Genomic DNA, 17,674 nt, shown 5'->3' with positions numbered 1-17,674 from the left:
GCGGCGTGTCCTACGCCGCGGCTTGAAGCCCGCCAAGGCTTCAAGCATAGCTTCAGCGGATGGTCAGTGCCTCGAGCTTGCCGCTGTTGCCGAAGACGTAGATGGTGTCGCCGACCACAAGTGGGCGGGCACGCAGGCCATCACTGTCGATACGCTCACGGCCGACGAAGCGGCCATCGACCTGGCTCAGCAGGTGCAGGTAACCCTCGAAGTCGCCCACCGCCACGTAGCTGGAGAACACTTCAGGCGCGGTCAGCTGGCGGCGAGCCATGGTGTCGTTGGTCCACAGGGCGCTGGACGAGCGCTCGTCGACGCTTTCGACAGTACCGGAAGCTTCGCTGACATAGACGTTACCGTAGCCTTGGGCGACACCCACGTAGCTGGAGGCATCACGCTGCCACAGCACGCGGCCGCTTTCCAGGTCCAGGCCCGCGACGCGGCCCTGGTAGGTGCTGACGTACAGGATACCACCCGACAGCAGCAGGCCGCCGTCGATATCGACCACGCGGTCCAGCTCGGAACGGCCCTGCGGGATTGCCACACGGCTTTCCCACACCGGCACGCCGTTGTTGATGTCCACCGCCACCACCTTGCCGGTGGACAGGCCGGCGACGGCCAGGCGATTGGTGGCGATCGGTGCGCCGGTACCACGCAGGGTCAGCACGGCCGGGGTGTTTTCGTAGATCCAGCGGCGGTCGCCAGTGGCGGCATCCAGGCCGATCAGGCGATCGTCCTGGGTCTGCACCACCACCACGTCACCGTTGTTGGCAGGTGGGGCCAGTACTTCGCTGGTCACGCGGGAGCGCCAGCGCTCCTCACCGGTGCTGGAGTCCAGGGCGATGACTTCACCCTTGAGGGTACCGATCATGACCAGGCCGTAGCCCACGCCGACAGCGCCGGAAACCGGCAGCTCGAGGTCCTTCTTCCACACCACGTCGCCGGTGATTCGGTCGAGGGCGAAGACTTCGCCGTTGACGTCGGAGGCGTAGATACGGTCGTTCTCGATGGCAGGTACGAGGGTATTGTAGGTCTCGCCCTGGCCGTCACCGATCGAACGGCTCCACTGCTTTTTCAGCACCACTTCCTCGGTGAACTTGGTCAGCTCGGCCGGAGGCAGTTCCTTCTTGCTGTTGCTGCTGCAACCCGCGGCCAGTACGGCCAGGGTCAGCACTGCTGCATGTTTCCAACCGATCACTTACGCGTCCCCTTTGGCCAAGTCATCCAGCTTCAATTGCAGGCCACCGACCGCCGCCTCATCGGACAACGCAGCCTTGGCTTTCTCGTAAGCGCTGTGCGCGTCGTCGGCGCGACCCAGTTGCACCAGCAGGTCACCTTTCAACTCTTCGCGGCTGGCCAGGAAGGCTTTGTCGGCGTCGCCGTCGAGCAGCTTGAGGGCATCCTCGGCCTTGTTCTGGGCGGCCAGTACACGAGCCAGGCGCTGACGCGAAATTTCGCCCAGAGTGGCATCGGCCGGCTTGTCCAGCACGCTCTTCAACTCGGCAGCAGCGTCGTCGAGCTTGCCGCTCTCGACCGCGACCTTGGCAACGAACAGGCTGCCGTACTGGGCGTAGGCGGTACCACCGAACTCGCTCTTGAGCTTGCCGGCCAGTTCCGCGACCTTGGTCGCGTCAGGCTGGCCAGTCGGCGTCAGGCTGGTCTCCAGCAAGGCCTGGTACAGCTGCGAGGCACCTTGCGACTGATTGTTCTGGTACTTGTGCCAGGTATTCCAGCCCAACACCACTACGCCAGCCAACAGGGCACCGGTCAGCAGCGGCTTGCCGTTGCGGTTCCACCAGTCCTTGACCCCTGCCAGTTCATCATCGGTACTCGACACCCCAATACTCCTTTTCGCCTATTCGCTTGTTGAACCGCGTTACGCCTGCGCGATCGCGGTTTCCAGGTGCTCAGCCAGAGCATCCCAGGCAATGTTCTGTTGTTCGCCCTGACCACGCAGGGGCTTGAAGCCGATCTCTTGCTTGGCCAGCTCGTCGTCGCCGAGGATCAGGGCGAACAGCGCGCCACTCTTGTCGGCTTTCTTGAACTGGCTCTTGAAGCTGCCACCGCCGGCGTTGACTGCCAGGCGCAGGCCCGGCAAGCGGTCACGCAGGCTTTCGGACAGGCGCAGGCCGGCCAGCTCCGCCTGTTCGCCAAAGGCGCACAGGTAGACGTCGATCTGGCGGCTGATGGACTCGGGCACCTTGCCCAGGGTTTCCAGCAGCAGGATCAGGCGCTCGATGCCCATGGCGAAACCGACGCCCGAGGTCGGCTTGCCGCCCATCTGTTCGACCAGGCCGTCATAACGGCCGCCGGCGCAGACAGTGCCCTGGGCGCCGAGCTTGTCGGTGACCCACTCGAACACGGTCTTGCTGTAGTAGTCCAGGCCACGCACCAGCTTGGTGTTGATCACGAACGGGATGCCGGCAGCGTCCAGGCGGGCCTTGAGGCCCTCGAAGTGCACGCGCGACTCTTCGTCCAGGTAGTCTTCCAGCTTCGGCGCGCCGACCAGCACCGCCTGGGTGTTCTGGTCCTTGCTGTCGAGGATGCGCAGCGGGTTGCTCTTCAGGCGGCGCTGGCTGTCTTCGTCCAGTTGCTCCAGGCGCGCCGAGAGGAACTCGACCAGCGCATCACGGTAGCGTGCACGGGCTTCGCTGGTGCCCAGGCTGTTGAGCTCCAGCTTGACCGCGTCCTGGATGCCCAGCAGGCCCCACAGGCGCCAGGTCAGCATGATCAGCTCGGCGTCGATGTCCGGGCCATCCAGGTTGAACACTTCCACGCCAATCTGGTGGAACTGGCGGTAGCGGCCCTTCTGCGGGCGCTCGTGGCGGAACATCTGGCCGATGTACCACAGTTTCTGCACCTGGCCGTTGCCGGTGATGCCATGCTCGAGTACGGCACGCACGCAGGCGGCAGTACCTTCGGGGCGCAGGGTCAGCGAGTCGCCGTTGCGGTCCTCGAAGGTGTACATCTCTTTTTCGACGATGTCGGTCACTTCACCGATGGAGCGCTTGAACAGCTCGGTGAACTCGACGATCGGCGTGCGGATCTGGCTGTACCCGTAGGTATCCAGCAGACCGGCCACGGTGCCTTCGAAGTAGCGCCACAGTGGCGACTGTTCTGGCAGGATGTCGTTCATGCCACGGATGGCTTGCAGCGATTTGCTCACGAAAAGTCCTTACGAATTCTGTGTGTCAGCCACGGACGATCAGCGCCGCGTCGGCTTCGGCCTTTTCGGCCGCTTTCTGGCGAATGAGCTTTTCCAGTTCATCGACCAGGTTGTCGTTGGTCAGCTTCTGCGCCGGCTTGCCGTCGATGTAGATCAGGTTCGGCGTGCCGCCGGTCAGCCCCACATGGGCCTCCTTGGCTTCGCCCGGGCCGTTGACCACGCAACCGATCACCGCCACGTCCAGCGGCACCAGCAGGTCTTCCAGGCGCCCTTCCAGCTCGTTCATGGTCTTGACCACATCGAAGTTCTGCCGCGAGCAGCTCGGGCAGGCGATGAAGTTGATGCCACGCGAGCGCAGGTGCAGCGACTTGAGAATGTCGTAGCCGACTTTCACTTCTTCGACCGGGTCGGCCGCCAGCGAGATACGGATGGTATCGCCAATGCCTTCGGCCAGCAGCATACCGAGGCCGACAGCGGATTTCACCGTCCCCGAACGCAGGCCACCGGCTTCGGTGATGCCCAGGTGCAGCGGCTGCACGATCTGCTTGGCCAGCAGGCGGTAGGCTTCGACGGCCATGAACACATCGGATGCCTTGACGCTGACCTTGAAGTCCTGGAAGTCCAGGCGGTCGAGGTGCTCGACATGGCGCAGGGCCGACTCGACCAGCGCTGCCGGGGTCGGTTCGCCGTACTTCTTCTGCAGGTCCTTTTCCAGGGAGCCGGCATTGACGCCGATACGGATCGGGATGCCCCGGTCGCGGGCGGCATCGACCACCGCGCGCACGCGGTCTTCACGGCCGATGTTGCCCGGGTTGATACGCAAGCAGTCGACGCCCAGTTCGGCCACGCGCAGGGCGATTTTGTAGTCGAAGTGGATGTCGGCAACCAGCGGTACGCTGACCTGCTGCTTGATGCGGCCGAACGCCTCGGCGGCGTCCATGTCCGGCACCGAGACGCGCACGATGTCCACGCCGGCATCGACCAGGCGCTGGATTTGCGCCACGGTGGCGGCCACATCGTTGGTGTCGGTGTTGGTCATGCTCTGCACCGCGATGGGGGCATCACCACCCACCGGTACATTGCCGACCCAGATTTTGCGGGATTCGCGACGTTTGATCGGAGATTCGCCGTGCATGATTACTGTCCCAACTTCAGGCGAGCGGTCTCGCCACTGGTGAACGGGGCAACATCGACGGCCTGGCCGTTGTAGCTGACCTGGGCGCCACGGGCAAAGCCCAGGCGTACCGAGAACGGCGGCTTGCCGGTCAGCTCGAGGTTGTCCCCCTTGCGCTTGATGGCGCTGAACAGCACCTTGCCGTTGCCGTCGGTGACCTGGGTCCAGCAATCGGCGACGAACTGGATGGCAACCTTGGCGCTGCCAGCCGGCACTGCGGCAGGGGCGGCAGCGGCCACGGCCGCTACCGGCGTAGCAGGTGCAACAGCCGCCGGGGCCGGGGCAACCGGTGCTACCGGCGCAGGCGCGGCAGCAGGTGCGCTGGCGATCGCTGGCACAGGCGCCTGCTGGGCCGGTGTCGGTACTACGGCAGCGGTATCGGCAGGCGCCGGGCTTGCCGGTGCCGGTACGGCGGTGGCAGGCTGCTCGGCTGCGCCCTGCTCAAGCGGCAGCGGCGCACTCTCAGGCTGCTGGCCTGCGGAAACAGCCTGGTCTTCAGGCTCATCGAGCGGGTGAATCTGGGTGGTGCCGTCGGCGCTTTCGACTTCGACGTGCTCCAGAGCAATCTTGGCCAGCTCCTTGCCACGCAGGCTGCCCTGGTCCTGCCACCAGACGAAGCCGCCGCCGACCACTGCCACCAGCAGCAGCAGGCTGACGCCACGCAGAATGTTGTGCGACAGGCGCACGGGCTCTTCGATACGGCCCAGCGAGTGCACGTCGCTGCCTTTGGCGTGGGTGCCGGTGTAACGGTCGAAGGCGTCCACCAGGGCAGCCTGGTCCAGGTCCATCAGCTTGGCATAGGCGCGGATATAACCACGGGCGAAGGTATGCCCCGGCAGCTTGTCGAAGGCGCCGGTTTCCACGTGGTTCAACGAACTGACAGTGAGGTTGAGCTTGCGGGCCACCTCGGCTTGTGACCAGTCCCGGTTCTCACGGGCCTGACGCAAAAGCTCACCGGGGTTCTGGCCAGGCGCTACTGCTACTTCGGGATGCGCGGCTTTCATCGTTGCTCCGACAGGTATTGCTGATATTCCGGCGTACCGGGATAAAGTCGTTGTAATTGCTGGCCCAGCTCGGCCAGTGTGCCTTGCTCGTCGAATACCCTGGCAAGGCGGCTGCCCAGCAGCAGGCTACGGGCATCGTGGTCGCTCAACTGGCTGAAACGATCGTAGTAGTCCCGGGCCGGCACATAATGCCTGTTTTCGTAGGACAACTCAGCCATTTCCAGCAACGCTTTCGGCTGCCGCTGGTTGAGTTGCAGAGCTTTCAGCAGATACGCATGCGCCTGGTCGCGGCGCTCGAGTTTCAGGGCGGTCAGGCCCAGGTTCTCGTAAACGCGTGAGCGCTCAGGATACAGGGTATCGGCGCTGGCAAGGCGAAACATCTGCTCGGCCTCGGCAAATCGGCCCTGAGCATAAAGGAAACTGCCGTAATTGTTGCGAATTCGCGTGTCGCCGGTGCGTGCCTTCAGCGCCTTGCGGAAGTGCGTTTCGGCCAGCGCGGGCTCGCCTTCGGCCTGAAAGACCAGCGCCAGGGCGGCGTGCGCATCGGCATCACCACCATCCAGGGCCAGGGCCTTGCCCAGCGGCGCCTTGGCCTGCTCGGTCAAACCCTGTTGCAAATAACCCAGCCCAAGCTGCACATAGGCCCGCCCCGCCTCTGCCCTGCCCTGGCGGCTGGCCAGCGGGTCGCCCGCGCCGCCCGACACGCAGCCGGCCAGCAGCGAAAGCGCAAGGATCGACAGCGCGGCGCGCAGGCTCATGGGCAAGGTCCCGGTCAGTGGCTGGCGGGGCTGTCTTGCAGCTCGGCGTCCGCGGACAGCTGGCGCACAGCGATGTAGCGCTCGCTGCGGCGGGTGCGGTCGTTGACCTGGCCGACCAGCTGACCACAGGCAGCGTCGATGTCATCACCACGGGTGGTGCGGGTGGTGACGTTGAAGCCACCGTGGTGCAACAGATCCTGGAAGCGGCGAATGGCGTTGTTGCTCGGCCGCTCGTAGCCCGAGTGCGGGAACGGGTTGAACGGAATCAGGTTGATCTTGCAGGGTACGTCGCGCAGCAGCTCGATCATTTGCGCAGCATGCTCAGGCTGGTCGTTGACGTCCTTGAGCAGGGTGTACTCGATGGTCAGCACGCGCTTGCCACCCAGGGTGGACATGTAGCCCATGCACGATTCCAGCAGCATCTTCAGCGGGTACTTCTTGTTGATCGGTACCAACTTGTTGCGCAGTTCGTCGTTCGGCGCGTGCAGCGACAGGGCCAGCGACACGTCGATGTGCTTGGCCAGCTCGTCGATCATCGGCACCACGCCCGAGGTGGACAGGGTGACGCGACGCTTGGAAATGCCATAGCCCAGATCTTCCATCATGATCTTCATGGCGGCGATGACATTGTCGAAATTCAGCAGGGGTTCGCCCATGCCCATCATGACCACGTTGGTAATGGCGCGGTCGATCTTGGCCGGAACGGTCCCGAAGGATTTGTTGGCAAGCCACACCTGGCCGATCACTTCGGCGGCGGTGAGGTTGCTGTTGAAGCCTTGCTTGCCGGTGGAGCAGAAGCTGCAGTCCAGGGCACAGCCGGCTTGCGACGACACGCACAGGGTGCCGCGATCGTCGGTGGGGATGTAGACGGTCTCGACGCAGCTGCCGGAGGCAACGCGGACCACCCACTTGCGGGTACCGTCGGCGGAAATGTCTTCACTGACCACTTCCGGGCCCCGAATCTCGGCAACGGCCTCGAGCTTTTCGCGCAAGGCCTTGCCGACATTGGTCATGGCGGCGAAATCGTCGACGCCATAGTGGTGAATCCATTTCATGACCTGACCGGCACGAAAACGCTTCTCTCCGATCGACTCGAAGAATTTTTCCATTTCCTGCAGGGTCAGGCCCAACAGGTTGATCTTGCCAGTCATGTCACTCATGGAATCACCCAAGACCTGCTTCGCTTAGCGAATGCGGTCGCACAGCTCGGTAGCGGAGAAGAAGTAAGCGATTTCGCGGGCAGCCGAAGCTTCCGAGTCGGAACCGTGAACAGCGTTTTCGTCGATGGAAACGGCGAAGTCAGCACGGATGGTGCCGGCAGCAGCTTCTTTCGGGTTGGTGGCGCCCATCAGCTCGCGGTTGGCCAGAACGGCGTTTTCGCCTTCCAGAACCTGAACGATGACCGGGCCGGAAGTCATGAAGGCAACCAGATCACCGAAGAAGCCGCGCTCTTTGTGTTCGGCGTAGAAGCCTTCGGCTTCGGCCTTGGACAGCTGCTTCATTTTCGAAGCGACGACGCGCAGGCCGGCTTTCTCGAAACGAGTGGTGATCTCGCCGATGACGTTCTTGGCAACGGCGTCAGGCTTGATGATGGAGAAAGTACGTTGAACAGCCATGGAAAACTCCAGAAAAATGAGTGTTGCGAAAAATTAAACCCGCGAATTATACGCGGGTTCCAGGGGATTGCCTAACCTGCAGGACGCGTTCAGTCGGCTTCTTCGATCCAGGCCGCCTGGATGGCCTCGAGCACTTTCTCACCGCCGCGTGACGGATCGTCGCTGAACTCTGGCAAGGCCAGCACCCAGCGGTGCAGATCGACGAAATTCACATAACGAGGATCGACTTCCGGCTTGCTTTCTGCAAGCTGGATGGCGATCTCAAGTACATCAATCCATTTCAGGCTCATGGGGTAAACCTCAGTGCGGCGCTTCGGCGGCGTGGTTGAGCGAATACTTGGGGATCTCGATGACCAGGTCCTGGTCAGCGACAACCACCTGGCAGCCGAGACGCGATTGAGCCTCCAGGCCCCAGGCCTTGTCCAGCATGTCCTCTTCCAGTTCGTCGGCTTCTTCGAGCGAGTCGAAGCCCTTGCGCACGATGCAGTGGCAAGTGGTGCAGGCCTTGACGCCGCCGCAGGCGCTTTCCATCTCGATGTGATGGTCGTGGGCCAGTTCCAGGATGTTGGTCCCGGTCTCGACTTCCACGGTCAGCCCTTCGGGGCAGAACTTCTCGTGCGGCAGGAATGTCACCAGCGGCATCGGTTACTCCTCGATCTCATTCAGGTTGCGCCCGGCCAGTGCGGCTTTGACCGTCGAATCAAGGCGACGGGCGGCAAATGCGTCGGTCACCTGCGACAGACGCTTGGTCTGTTGCTCGATGGCTGCGCCATCGGTGCCGGCCAGCAAATCACGTAGTTCTTGCATCTGGAATTCGATGGCGACGCGCTCGTCACTGCTGAGCAGGCGTTCGCCGTCGGCGTCCAGGGCGCCCTGTACCGCTTCGAGCAGGCGCTCGCCGTCAACCTGGTGCTCGCGCAGCTGGCGGGCCTGCTTGTCGGAACCTGCGTGTTCGAAGGAGTCCTTGAGCATGCGGGCGATTTCGCCGTCGGTCAGGCCATAGGACGGCTTGACCTGGATGCTGGCTTCCACGCCCGAGCCCAGCTCGCGTGCGGCGACGCTGAGCAGGCCATCGGCGTCGACCTGGAAGGTGACGCGGATTTTTGCCGCACCGGCGACCATGGCCGGAATGCCACGCAACTCGAAGCGCGCCAGCGAGCGGCAATCGCTGATCAGCTCACGTTCGCCCTGCAGCACGTGGATCATCATGGCCGACTGGCCATCTTTATAGGTGGTGAACTCCTGGGCACGCGCTACCGGGATGGTGGTGTTGCGCGGGATCACCTTCTCCATCAGCCCGCCCATGGTCTCGAGGCCAAGCGACAGCGGGATGACATCCAACAAAAGCAGTTCACCACCTTCGCGGCGGTTGCCGGCCAAGGTATCGGCCTGGATGGCGGCACCGATGGCCACCACCTGGTCGGGGTCGATCGAGGTCAGCGGGGTGCGGCCGAACAGTGCTCCGACGGCTTCACGCACACGCGGTACGCGGGTCGAACCACCGACCATGACCACGGCGCTGACTTCTTCCAGCTCGATACCGCTATCACGCACGGCGCGACGGCAGGCCTTGAGGCTGCGGGCAACCATGGGCTCGATCATGGCTTCGAAGCCGGCGCGGCTCAGCTCGCCCTGCCAGGTGCCATGGCTGACGCTGACCACGTCGGCGTCGGTCAGGGCTTCCTTGGCGGCGCAGGCGGTCTGCAACAGTGCGCGCTGGGTGGCCGGGTCCAGGTCGGATGACAGCCCGGCCTGCTCGATGATCCAGCCAGCGATGGCGTGGTCGAAGTCGTCACCGCCCAAGGCGGTATCGCCACCGGTGGCCAGCACTTCGAATACGCCGGCAGTCAGGCGCAAAATGGAAATGTCGAAGGTACCGCCGCCCAGGTCATAGATGGCCACCACGCCTTCGGCGTTCTGGTCCAGGCCATAGGCCACGGCAGCGGCGGTCGGCTCGTTGAGCAGGCGCAGCACGTTCAGGCCGGCCAGGCGCGCAGCGTCCTTGGTGGCCTGGCGCTGGGCATCGTCGAAATAGGCCGGCACGGTGATAACCGCGCCCACCAGCTCACCACCAAGGGTGGCTTCGGCACGCTCGCGCAGCACCTTGAGAATATCGGCGGACACTTCCACCGGGCTTTTCGGCCCCTGCACAGTGTCGATGAACGGCATGTGCGACTCACCGCCAACGAAGCGGTACGGCAGCTGCTCGCCCAGTTGCTTGACGTCGGCCAGGCCGCGCCCCATCAAGCGCTTGACCGACAGCACGGTGTTCAGCGGGTCGCTGGAAGCGGCATCGCGTGCAGCCTGCCCCACTTCGTTGCGCCCTTCGAGGTAGCGCACCGCGGACGGCAGAATGACATTGCCCTGCGCGTCGGGCAGGGGCTCGCTACGGCCGCTGCGCAGTGCGGCGACCAGGGAGTTGGTGGTACCCAGGTCGATCCCCACCGCCAGGCGGCGCTGATGCGGCTGAGGGCTTTGACCGGGTTCGGCAATCTGCAGTAGGGCCATGCTTATCTGAATACCTTAGGTGCTATCACGGGCAGCACCGGGTTAATCGTCGAGGCGCTCTTCCAGTTGGCGCACTTCTTGGGCGAGCTTGTCGAGGAACTGCATGCGGCGCATCAGGCGTTCGGCCTTGTCGCGCTCGCCTGGGGCGTCCCAGCAGGCGGCAAAGTCCTCGTTCAGCGTGTCCTGGGCGACCTTCAGGCGCTTCTTGAACACGGCCACGCCATCGAGGTCGGCTTCGTCCTGCAGTTCTTCGAGCTCTTCACGCCACTGCATCTGCTGCAACAGGAAGTCAGGGTCGTGGACCGTGACCTCCTGAGGCACTTCGTGGCCGCCGATGGCCAGCAGGTAGCGGGCGCGACGCGGCGCACTGCGCAGTGTCTGGTAGGCGTCGTTGAGTGCCGCGGACTTTTCCAGCGCCACGCGCTGCTCGCGCTCGGAGGCGTCGGCAAAGCGGTCGGGATGGACTTCGCGGGCCAGCTCGCGATAGCGAGTGGCCAGCTTGTCGAGATCCAGGCGGAAGCTTGGCTGGAGGTCAAACAATGCGAAATGACAAGGAGTACCCACAGCCAGCCTCAAACGTTGAAGCTTTCGCCGCAGCCACACTCACCGCGCACGTTGGGGTTGTTGAACTTGAAGCCTTCGTTCAACCCTTCCTTGACGAAGTCCAGTTCGGTGCCATCGAGGTAGACCAGGCTCTTGGGATCGATGATCACCTTGACGCCATGGTTCTCGAACACCTGGTCCTCGTCCGCCAGCTCGTCGACGAACTCCAGCACGTAGGCCAGGCCCGAGCAACCGGTGGTGCGCACGCCCAGGCGAATGCCTTCGCCCTTGCCGCGCCCTTCCAGGGAACGCCGCACGTGGTTGGCGGCGGCTTCTGTCATGCTGATAGCCATCAGGACTCCTTACCTCGCAACAGGCGACTTAGATCAAGCCTTTCTTCTGCTTGTAATCGCGAACGGCTGCCTTGATGGCATCTTCGGCGAGTACCGAGCAGTGGATCTTGACCGGCGGCAACGCCAGTTCTTCGGCCAGCTGGGTGTTCTTGATGGTTTCGGCTTCGTCCAGGGTCTTGCCCTTCATCCACTCGGTGGCGAGGGAGCTGGAAGCGATGGCCGAACCGCAGCCGTAGGTCTTGAACTTGGCGTCTTCGATCACGCCCTGCTCGTTGACCTTGATCTGCAGGCGCATCACGTCACCGCAGGCCGGGGCGCCGACCATGCCGGTACCGACGTCCGGGTCTTCGGCGTTCATCTTGCCGACGTTGCGCGGGTTTTCGTAGTGGTCGATGACCTTTTCACTGTATGCCATGGTGCAATTCCTTCCTCATCAGGGAGCCGCTCTTGCCGGCGACTGCTTAGTGGGCGGCCCACTCGATCTTGGAGATGTCAACGCCGTCTTTGTACATGTCCCACAGCGGCGACAGCTCACGCAGTTTGTTCACGGCCTCGCAGACTTTCTGCGCGGCGTAGTCGACTTCTTCTTCGGTGGTGAAGCGGCCGAAGGAGAAGCGGATCGAGCTGTGCGCCAGCTCGTCGTTGCGGCCCAGGGCGCGCAATACGTAGGACGGCTCGAGCGACGCGGAGGTGCAGGCCGAACCGGACGATACGGCGATATCCTTCAGCGACATCAGCAGCGATTCGCCTTCGACGTAGTTGAAGCTCAGGTTCAGGTTGTGCGGTACGCGGGCAGTCTTGCTGCCATTGACGTACAGCTCTTCGAGGTCCGAGACCTGCTTGAAGAAGCGGTCGCTCAGGGCCTTGATGCGTACGTTTTCCGCGGCCATTTCCTGTTTGGCGATGGCGAAGGCTTCGCCCATGCCGACGATCTGGTGGGTCGGCAGGGTGCCCGAACGCATGCCGCGCTCATGGCCGCCGCCGTGAATGATGGCTTCCAGGCGCACACGAGGCTTGCGGCTGACGTACAGCGCGCCGATGCCTTTCGGGCCGTATACCTTGTGCGCCGAGAACGACATCAGGTCGACCTTCAGCTTTTGCAGGTCAATTTCGACCTTGCCGGCCGATTGCGCGGCGTCAACGTGGAACAGCACGCCGCGCGAGCGGGTCAGTTCACCGATGGCGGCGATATCGTTGATCGAGCCAACTTCGTTGTTCACGTGCATCAGCGAAACCAGGATGGTGTCGTCGCGCAGCGCCGCCTCGACCATGGCCGGGGTGACGATGCCGTCTTCGCCTGGCTCGAGGTAGGTGACTTCGAAACCTTCACGCTCCAGCTGGCGAGCGGTATCCAGGACCGCCTTGTGCTCGATCTTGGAGGTGATGATGTGCTTGCCCTTGGTCTGATAGAAGTGCGCGACGCCCTTGAGTGCGAGGTTGTCGGACTCTGTGGCACCGCTGGTCCAGACGATTTCGCGCGGATCGGCGTTGATCAGTTCGGCAACCTGGCGGCGACCGTTCTCGACCGCTTCCTCGGCTTTCCAGCCAAAGACGTGGGAGCGCGAAGCCGGGTTACCGAAGTTCCCGTCGACCAGCAGGCAGTCGGCCATCTTCTGGGCCACGCGTGGGTCGACCGGGGTGGTCGCGGAGTAATCGAGGTAGATCGGCAACTTCATTTGTCTCTCCTATCAGGCGGTGGCGTCGCTCGTCGTCCCGGTGGGATCAATCGACGGCGGACGTCTCAATCTTGTCCAGCTGGGCGGTTCGGCCTGCGACACGACGCAGGTCCTGGCGCTGGGCGACTTCCTGCACCTCACGGCGCATGACGAGGTCGGCCAGGCTTATACCGCTGAGGAATTCATGGATCTGCTGGCTGAGGTCGCACCACAGGTGGTGGGTCAGGCAGGTATCACCGGCATGGCAGTCCCCGAGGCCCTGACAACGGGTGGCATCGACCGATTCGTTGACCGCATCGATGACCTGGGCCACCTGGATGGTTTCCATGCCCCGCGACAGCTGGTAGCCACCGCCTGGACCACGCACGCTGGAGACCAGGCTGCTGCGGCGCAGCTTGGCGAACAGCTGTTCCAGATAAGAGAGGGAAATGCCCTGGCGCTCGGAAATGTCGGCCAAAGACACCGGCCCATGCTGCGCGTGCAACGCCAGGTCGAGCATGGCGGTCACGGCGTATCGGCCTTTGGTAGTCAGTCGCATGGCTATTGGGTACCACGGGAGTTACAGGATGTGAGCGAGTATGCGATTCCCGAGCATTTAAGTCAACTATTAGACCTAGTGCTTTAGTCGGGTTTGCATCGGGGAGGCGGGCGCGATTGTAGCAGACAGGGGGCGTGAGCACACGCCCCGTATGTCACCATGATTTCAGCGCGGCGCAATCAATGTGACTGAGTGTCGCGCTGAGCCACCTGGGCAACTTCCTTGAAGTCATCTTCCGGCAGGGCTGGCAGTTCCTTGGCGCAGTAATCACTGCCCATCTTGGTCAGGGCGCCGCACATGCCCTCCAGCCGTTCGTCGACTGCCTGCAGGTGGTCGAGCATCTGGCCGATGGCACGGGCCACCGGGTCGGGCATGTCGCCACTGACGCCGTAGGCATCGAAGCCAATCTTTTCAGCCATGGCCTTACGCTTGGCCTCGACCTCGCTGTCTTCGCTCTTGACGATGATTCGCCCGGGGATACCAACCGCCGTAGCCCCGGCCGGCACGGCTTTGGTCACCACCGCATTGGAACCGATCTTGGCCCCGGCGCCGACGGTGAACGGGCCCAGCACCTTGGCCCCCGCCCCTACCACCACACCGTTTTCCAGGGTGGGGTGTCGCTTGCCTTTGTTCCAGCTGGTGCCGCCCAGGGTCACGCCCTGATAAAGGGTGACATCATCGCCGATCTCGGCGGTTTCACCGATGACGATACCCATGCCGTGGTCAATGAAGAAGCGCCGTCCGATGGTGGCGCCGGGGTGGATCTCGATGCCGGTCAGCCAGCGGCCGAAGTTCGATACCAGGCGGGCCAGCCACTTGAAATCACGCTTCCACAGGGCATTGCCCAGGCGGTGCAGCCAGATGGCGTGCATGCCTGGGTAGCAGGTCAGCACCTCAAAGGCGTTGCGCGCAGCCGGGTCGCGGTGGAATACGCTTTGAATATCTTCACGCAGGCGTTCGAACATCTGTCAGTCCTTCCGTTTATGCGGCTCGCCCCGGACCACTTTCTGGGTCTCGGTGAGGATGCCGCGCAAAATGCTCATTTCCGAACGTTCGACCGCCACCCGCCCATATAGCCGGCGCAGGCGCGGCATCAGGTGCTTGGGCTTTTCGGGGTCGAGAAAGCCGATACCGACCAGGGTCTTCTCCAGGTGGTCGTAGAACAGCTCCATTTCGTCCATCGTCGCCAGCTCGCTGGCGTCAACCTTTTCGACTTTGCCCGGCGCTGCACCGGCGGCAAGCCAGGCCATGCGCACCTCGTAGGAGAGCACCTGGACAGCGGCGGCCAGGTTCAGCGAGCTGAAGTCGGGGTTGGAGGGAATGTGCACGTGGAAGTGACATCGCTGCAGCTCTTCGTTGGTCAGGCCGGCGTGTTCACGCCCGAACACCAGGGCGATTTCCTCGCCACCGTTGGCATGCTCCACCGCCTTGGCCCCGCACTCGCGCGGGCCGATCAACGGCCAGGGGATGCTCCGCTCGCGGGCACTGGTGCCCATTACCAGGTTGCAGCCGACCAACGCCTGTTCGAGGCTGTCGACCACTTGGGCATTGTCCAGCACATCGTCGGCACCCGAGGCTCGGGCACTGGCATCCACGGCGGGGAACTCTTTCGGCTGCACCAGCACCAGACGCGACAAGCCCATGTTTTTCATGGCACGTGCAGCGCCGCCGATGTTGCCGGGGTGGCTGGTATTGACCAGAACAACACGAATATTTTGCAGCAAGGTGTTGTGCTCACAGATGCAGGAATCAGGGCCTTCGATCTTACAGAACCGACAGACGTAACGCCATGAAAGCAAATGTGACACTTCTGCCGCCAAAGTTTTCTGCTAGAATGATCGGCTTTCTTCTTTAACATCTCCAGGTGACCCGCCCATGCAGCCTATGCTGAATATCGCCCTGCGCGCCGCTCGCAGCGCCAGTGAACTGATTTTCCGCTCCATCGAACGCCTGGATAGCATCAAGGTCGATGAGAAAGAGGCCAAGGACTACGTCTCCGAAGTCGATCGCGCCGCCGAGCAGAGCATCGTCAACGCCCTGCGCAAGGCCTACCCGAACCACTCCATCCAGGGCGAGGAAACCGGCCTGCACGCGGGTAGCGGCGAAGAAGGCAAGGATTACCTGTGGATCATCGACCCGCTGGACGGCACCACCAACTTCCTGCGTGGCATCCCGCACTTCGCCGTCAGCATCGCCTGCAAATACCGTGGCCGCCTTGAGCACGCCGTGATCGTCGACCCGGTTCGCCAGGAAGAATTCACTGCCAGCCGCGGCCGTGGCGCCCAGCTCAATGGTCGCCGCCTGCGTGTCAGCTCGCGCACCAGCCTGGAAGGCGCCCTGCTGGGTACCGGCTTCCCGTTCCGTGACAGCCAGATGGCCGACCTGGACAACTACCTGGGCATGTTCCGCGCCCTGACTGGCCAGACCGCCGGTATCCGCCGCGCCGGCTCCGCCAGCCTGGACCTGGCCTACGTGGCCGCCGGCCGTTTCGACGCTTTCTGGGAGTCGGGCCTGTCCGAATGGGACATGGCGGCCGGCGTGCTGCTGATTCAGGAAGCGGGCGGCCTGGTGAGCGACTTCAACGGCGGCCATGACTTCCTCGAGAAGGGCCATATCGTTGCGGGCAACATCAAGTGCTTCAAGGCCGTGCTGACCGCTATCCAGCCGCACCTGCCAGAGAACATGAAGCGCTAAGCGCGGATTGCCGGCAAACAAAAAAGCACCCCTCGGGGTGCTTTTTTTATGCCTGTCGAAGCCATGCGGCCTTACTGGCCGGCTTCACTCAGGATCAGCTTGCCATTCTTGTCCAGTGGAATGGTCGAACCGGGCTCGTGATCCATCTTCACCTGCCCGACCTTGTCGCCGATGGTGTACTTCACGTTGTAGCCCACCACCTTCTCACTGATATCGTTGACCGTATTGCAGCGGGTTTGCGTGGTGGTGTAGGTGTCACGCTCCTGCATGCCCTCCTGCACCTTGTTACCGGCATAACCACCACCGACCGCACCGGCAACGGTGGCGATCTTCTTGCCGCTACCACCACCGATCTGGTTACCCAGCAGGCCACCGGCAATGGCGCCCACCACGGTACCGGCGATCTGGTGCTGGTCCTTGACCGGCGCCTGACGCGTCACGGCGACGTCCTTGCAGACCTCACGGGGGGTTTTTACCTGTTGTTTGATCGGTTGCACGTCGGTGACCTGTGCATATTCAGGCCCCTTGTTGACCAAGCTGTAGGTCGCGACAGCACCTCCGGCAGTCACACCGACAGCACCCAGTACCGCACCCACAAGCATTGATTTGTTCACATGAACCTCCTGATCATCACCCGCGGGTCCGACCCGCCTTCTCCCAGCCTTGGAGTAAAAAAAAAGGCGCGAGTTCAACACTCGCGCCTTTTTGGCCGCCAAACGGCGTGGAGCACGCCTTATGGACGGTCGTCCACACCATCGGTCTTGGCTGGCGGGATCAGGTCTTCACTGCTCAGGTTCAGCCAGATCAGTACCACGTTGGCGATATAGATCGACGAATAGGTACCGGCCATGACGCCGATGAACAGTGCCAGCGAGAAGCCGAACAGGTTGTCGCCACCGAAGAACAGCAGCGCGGCAATGGCCAGCAAGGTCGAAACCGAGGTGGCGATAGTCCGCAGCAGGGTCTGGGTGGTGGAAACGTTGATGTTCTCGATCAGCGAGGCCTTGCGCATGACGCGGAAGTTCTCGCGCACCCGGTCGAACACGACGATGGTGTCGTTCAGCGAGTAGCCGATGATCGCCAGCACCGCTGCCAGCACCGTCAGGTCGAAGGTGATCTGGAAGAACGACAGGATACCCAGGGTCACCACCACGTCGTGGATCAGCGAGACGATCGCGCCCACGGCGAACTTCCACTGGAAGCGGAAGGCCAGGTAGATGAGGATGCCGCCCAGGGCCAGAAGCATGCCCATGCCACCCTGGTCGCGCAGCTCTTCACCCACCTGCGGACCAACGAACTCGACACGCTTGACCTTGGCCGGATTGTCGCCGCCAGCCTTCTGCAGGGCTTCAGCTACCTTGTTGCCCAGCTGTGGGTCATCACCCGGCATGCGCACCAGCAAGTCGGTGGTGGCACCGAAGCTCTGCACTACCGCCTCGTGGAAGCCGGAATTGACCAGCTCGGCACGCACCGCCTTGAGGTCGGCCGGGCGCTCGTAGGTCAGCTCGATCAGCGTACCGCCGGTGAAGTCCAGGCCGAAGTTCAGGCCCTTCTGCCACCAGCTGAACAGTGCCAGCACGGTGAGGAGCACGGTAACGGCGAACGCGACATTGCGCACGCCCATGAAGTTGATGGTTTTCATCGCAG

Annotated in this window: 21 protein-coding genes; 1 reads left to right on the top strand and 20 read right to left on the bottom strand. The window is 63.0% G+C overall.

Features of this window, described 5'->3' with window-relative positions; translation table 11 throughout:
* Positions 1-52: 52 nt before the first annotated feature.
* The 18 genes from bamB to trmJ all read right to left on the bottom strand — a co-directional run bounded on the left by bamB (position 53) and on the right by trmJ (position 15,057).
* Entirely contained in the window at positions 53-1,195 is a 1,143-nt protein-coding gene (gene bamB / locus QN085_RS04585) for an outer membrane protein assembly factor BamB (RefSeq protein WP_023661350.1), read from the bottom strand.
* Positions 1,196-1,834 (bottom strand): tetratricopeptide repeat protein, encoded by a 639-nt coding sequence (locus QN085_RS04580; protein ID WP_013971027.1) that lies wholly within the window; start codon positions 1,832-1,834, stop codon positions 1,196-1,198. It abuts the gene before it with no gap.
* Between the two features lie 39 nt (positions 1,835-1,873).
* Positions 1,874-3,163 carry a histidine--tRNA ligase gene (gene hisS, locus QN085_RS04575; protein ID WP_013971026.1) on the bottom strand — a complete coding sequence of 430 codons (1,290 nt, stop codon included), beginning with the start codon at positions 3,161-3,163 and terminating at the stop codon, positions 1,874-1,876.
* A 25-nt stretch (positions 3,164-3,188) separates the two neighbouring features.
* Positions 3,189-4,298 carry a flavodoxin-dependent (E)-4-hydroxy-3-methylbut-2-enyl-diphosphate synthase gene (gene ispG, locus QN085_RS04570; RefSeq protein ID WP_003257869.1) on the bottom strand — a complete coding sequence of 370 codons (1,110 nt, stop codon included), beginning with the start codon at positions 4,296-4,298 and terminating at the stop codon, positions 3,189-3,191.
* Between the two features lie 2 nt (positions 4,299-4,300).
* Positions 4,301-5,341, bottom strand: coding sequence for a RodZ domain-containing protein (locus QN085_RS04565; protein WP_013971024.1), 1,041 nt, complete (start codon positions 5,339-5,341; stop codon positions 4,301-4,303).
* Positions 5,338-6,099, bottom strand: a complete 762-nt coding sequence (pilW, locus tag QN085_RS04560; protein ID WP_013971023.1) for a type IV pilus biogenesis/stability protein PilW — start codon at positions 6,097-6,099, stop codon at positions 5,338-5,340. Before pilW ends, QN085_RS04565 begins: the two co-directional genes overlap by 4 nt.
* A gap of 14 nt (positions 6,100-6,113) precedes the next feature.
* A complete protein-coding gene (gene rlmN / locus QN085_RS04555; protein ID WP_013971022.1) occupies positions 6,114-7,259 on the bottom strand; it encodes a dual-specificity RNA methyltransferase RlmN in 1,146 nt (381 codons plus the stop codon).
* Positions 7,260-7,283: 24 nt separating this feature from the next.
* A complete protein-coding gene (gene ndk / locus QN085_RS04550) occupies positions 7,284-7,715 on the bottom strand; it encodes a nucleoside-diphosphate kinase (RefSeq protein ID WP_013971021.1) in 432 nt (143 codons plus the stop codon).
* Positions 7,716-7,804: 89 nt separating this feature from the next.
* Positions 7,805-8,005 carry a Fe-S cluster assembly protein IscX gene (iscX, locus tag QN085_RS04545; protein ID WP_003257859.1) on the bottom strand — a complete coding sequence of 67 codons (201 nt, stop codon included), beginning with the start codon at positions 8,003-8,005 and terminating at the stop codon, positions 7,805-7,807.
* Between the two features lie 10 nt (positions 8,006-8,015).
* Positions 8,016-8,357: an ISC system 2Fe-2S type ferredoxin gene (gene fdx, locus QN085_RS04540; protein WP_013971020.1), complete on the bottom strand. Its 342-nt coding sequence runs from the start codon at positions 8,355-8,357 to the stop codon at positions 8,016-8,018.
* 3 nt (positions 8,358-8,360) lie between these two features.
* Positions 8,361-10,223: a Fe-S protein assembly chaperone HscA gene (gene hscA / locus QN085_RS04535; RefSeq protein WP_013971019.1), complete on the bottom strand. Its 1,863-nt coding sequence runs from the start codon at positions 10,221-10,223 to the stop codon at positions 8,361-8,363.
* Between the two features lie 42 nt (positions 10,224-10,265).
* Entirely contained in the window at positions 10,266-10,787 is a 522-nt protein-coding gene (gene hscB / locus QN085_RS04530; protein ID WP_015269012.1) for a co-chaperone HscB, read from the bottom strand.
* Positions 10,788-10,795: 8 nt separating this feature from the next.
* Positions 10,796-11,119 (bottom strand): iron-sulfur cluster assembly protein IscA, encoded by a 324-nt coding sequence (gene iscA, locus QN085_RS04525; RefSeq protein WP_003257854.1) that lies wholly within the window; start codon positions 11,117-11,119, stop codon positions 10,796-10,798.
* Between the two features lie 28 nt (positions 11,120-11,147).
* On the bottom strand, positions 11,148-11,534 hold the full coding sequence (iscU, locus tag QN085_RS04520) for a Fe-S cluster assembly scaffold IscU (RefSeq protein ID WP_003248539.1): 387 nt from the start codon (positions 11,532-11,534) through the stop codon (positions 11,148-11,150).
* 46 nt (positions 11,535-11,580) lie between these two features.
* Positions 11,581-12,795, bottom strand: a complete 1,215-nt coding sequence (locus tag QN085_RS04515; RefSeq protein WP_013971017.1) for an IscS subfamily cysteine desulfurase — start codon at positions 12,793-12,795, stop codon at positions 11,581-11,583.
* 46 nt (positions 12,796-12,841) lie between these two features.
* Positions 12,842-13,333, bottom strand: a complete 492-nt coding sequence (gene iscR / locus QN085_RS04510) for a Fe-S cluster assembly transcriptional regulator IscR (protein ID WP_008092572.1) — start codon at positions 13,331-13,333, stop codon at positions 12,842-12,844.
* 179 nt (positions 13,334-13,512) lie between these two features.
* Complete coding sequence (cysE, locus tag QN085_RS04505) at positions 13,513-14,298, bottom strand: serine O-acetyltransferase (RefSeq protein ID WP_023662831.1); 786 nt, start codon at positions 14,296-14,298, stop codon at positions 13,513-13,515.
* Between the two features lie 3 nt (positions 14,299-14,301).
* Positions 14,302-15,057: a tRNA (cytosine(32)/uridine(32)-2'-O)-methyltransferase TrmJ gene (trmJ, locus tag QN085_RS04500; RefSeq protein ID WP_031325634.1), complete on the bottom strand. Its 756-nt coding sequence runs from the start codon at positions 15,055-15,057 to the stop codon at positions 14,302-14,304.
* A 151-nt stretch (positions 15,058-15,208) separates the two neighbouring features.
* Here trmJ and suhB point away from each other — a divergent pair, with 151 nt between their 5' ends.
* Entirely contained in the window at positions 15,209-16,027 is an 819-nt protein-coding gene (suhB, locus tag QN085_RS04495; RefSeq protein WP_003257850.1) for a type III secretion system regulator SuhB, read from the top strand.
* 71 nt (positions 16,028-16,098) lie between these two features.
* Here the strand turns inward: suhB and QN085_RS04490 are convergent, their stop codons facing one another.
* Positions 16,099-16,641 carry a glycine zipper 2TM domain-containing protein gene (locus QN085_RS04490; RefSeq protein ID WP_013971012.1) on the bottom strand — a complete coding sequence of 181 codons (543 nt, stop codon included), beginning with the start codon at positions 16,639-16,641 and terminating at the stop codon, positions 16,099-16,101.
* Between the two features lie 119 nt (positions 16,642-16,760).
* Positions 16,761-17,669 carry a protein translocase subunit SecF gene (gene secF, locus QN085_RS04485; protein ID WP_013971011.1) on the bottom strand — a complete coding sequence of 303 codons (909 nt, stop codon included), beginning with the start codon at positions 17,667-17,669 and terminating at the stop codon, positions 16,761-16,763.
* Positions 17,670-17,674 lie beyond the last annotated feature (5 nt).

Origin of the sequence: Pseudomonas sp. M2(2023), assembly GCF_030263955.1 — a bacterium.
GTDB classification, from domain to species: Bacteria; Pseudomonadota; Gammaproteobacteria; order Pseudomonadales; family Pseudomonadaceae; genus Aquipseudomonas; species Aquipseudomonas asiatica.
Note: the sequence above shows the minus strand (reverse complement) of the source record. Positions and strands in the feature narration are given on the sequence as shown.

What these genes read in the sequence shown, in the direction of transcription:
- ispG (WP_003257869.1), bottom strand. Translation starts at nt 4,298, where the DNA reads ATGCACGGCGAATCTCCGATCAAACGTCGCGAATCCCGCAAAATCTGG.
- QN085_RS04565 (WP_013971024.1), bottom strand. Translation starts at nt 5,341, where the DNA reads ATGAAAGCCGCGCATCCCGAAGTAGCAGTAGCGCCTGGCCAGAACCCC.
- pilW (WP_013971023.1), bottom strand. Translation starts at nt 6,099, where the DNA reads ATGAGCCTGCGCGCCGCGCTGTCGATCCTTGCGCTTTCGCTGCTGGCC.
- rlmN (WP_013971022.1), bottom strand. Translation starts at nt 7,259, where the DNA reads ATGAGTGACATGACTGGCAAGATCAACCTGTTGGGCCTGACCCTGCAG.
- ndk (WP_013971021.1), bottom strand. Translation starts at nt 7,715, where the DNA reads ATGGCTGTTCAACGTACTTTCTCCATCATCAAGCCTGACGCCGTTGCC.
- iscX (WP_003257859.1), bottom strand. Translation starts at nt 8,005, where the DNA reads ATGAGCCTGAAATGGATTGATGTACTTGAGATCGCCATCCAGCTTGCA.
- fdx (WP_013971020.1), bottom strand. Translation starts at nt 8,357, where the DNA reads ATGCCGCTGGTGACATTCCTGCCGCACGAGAAGTTCTGCCCCGAAGGG.
- hscA (WP_013971019.1), bottom strand. Translation starts at nt 10,223, where the DNA reads ATGGCCCTACTGCAGATTGCCGAACCCGGTCAAAGCCCTCAGCCGCAT.
- iscA (WP_003257854.1), bottom strand. Translation starts at nt 11,119, where the DNA reads ATGGCTATCAGCATGACAGAAGCCGCCGCCAACCACGTGCGGCGTTCC.
- iscU (WP_003248539.1), bottom strand. Translation starts at nt 11,534, where the DNA reads ATGGCATACAGTGAAAAGGTCATCGACCACTACGAAAACCCGCGCAAC.
- QN085_RS04515 (WP_013971017.1), bottom strand. Translation starts at nt 12,795, where the DNA reads ATGAAGTTGCCGATCTACCTCGATTACTCCGCGACCACCCCGGTCGAC.
- iscR (WP_008092572.1), bottom strand. Translation starts at nt 13,333, where the DNA reads ATGCGACTGACTACCAAAGGCCGATACGCCGTGACCGCCATGCTCGAC.
- cysE (WP_023662831.1), bottom strand. Translation starts at nt 14,298, where the DNA reads ATGTTCGAACGCCTGCGTGAAGATATTCAAAGCGTATTCCACCGCGAC.
- suhB (WP_003257850.1), top strand. Translation starts at nt 15,209, where the DNA reads ATGCAGCCTATGCTGAATATCGCCCTGCGCGCCGCTCGCAGCGCCAGT.
- secF (WP_013971011.1), bottom strand. Translation starts at nt 17,669, where the DNA reads ATGAAAACCATCAACTTCATGGGCGTGCGCAATGTCGCGTTCGCCGTT.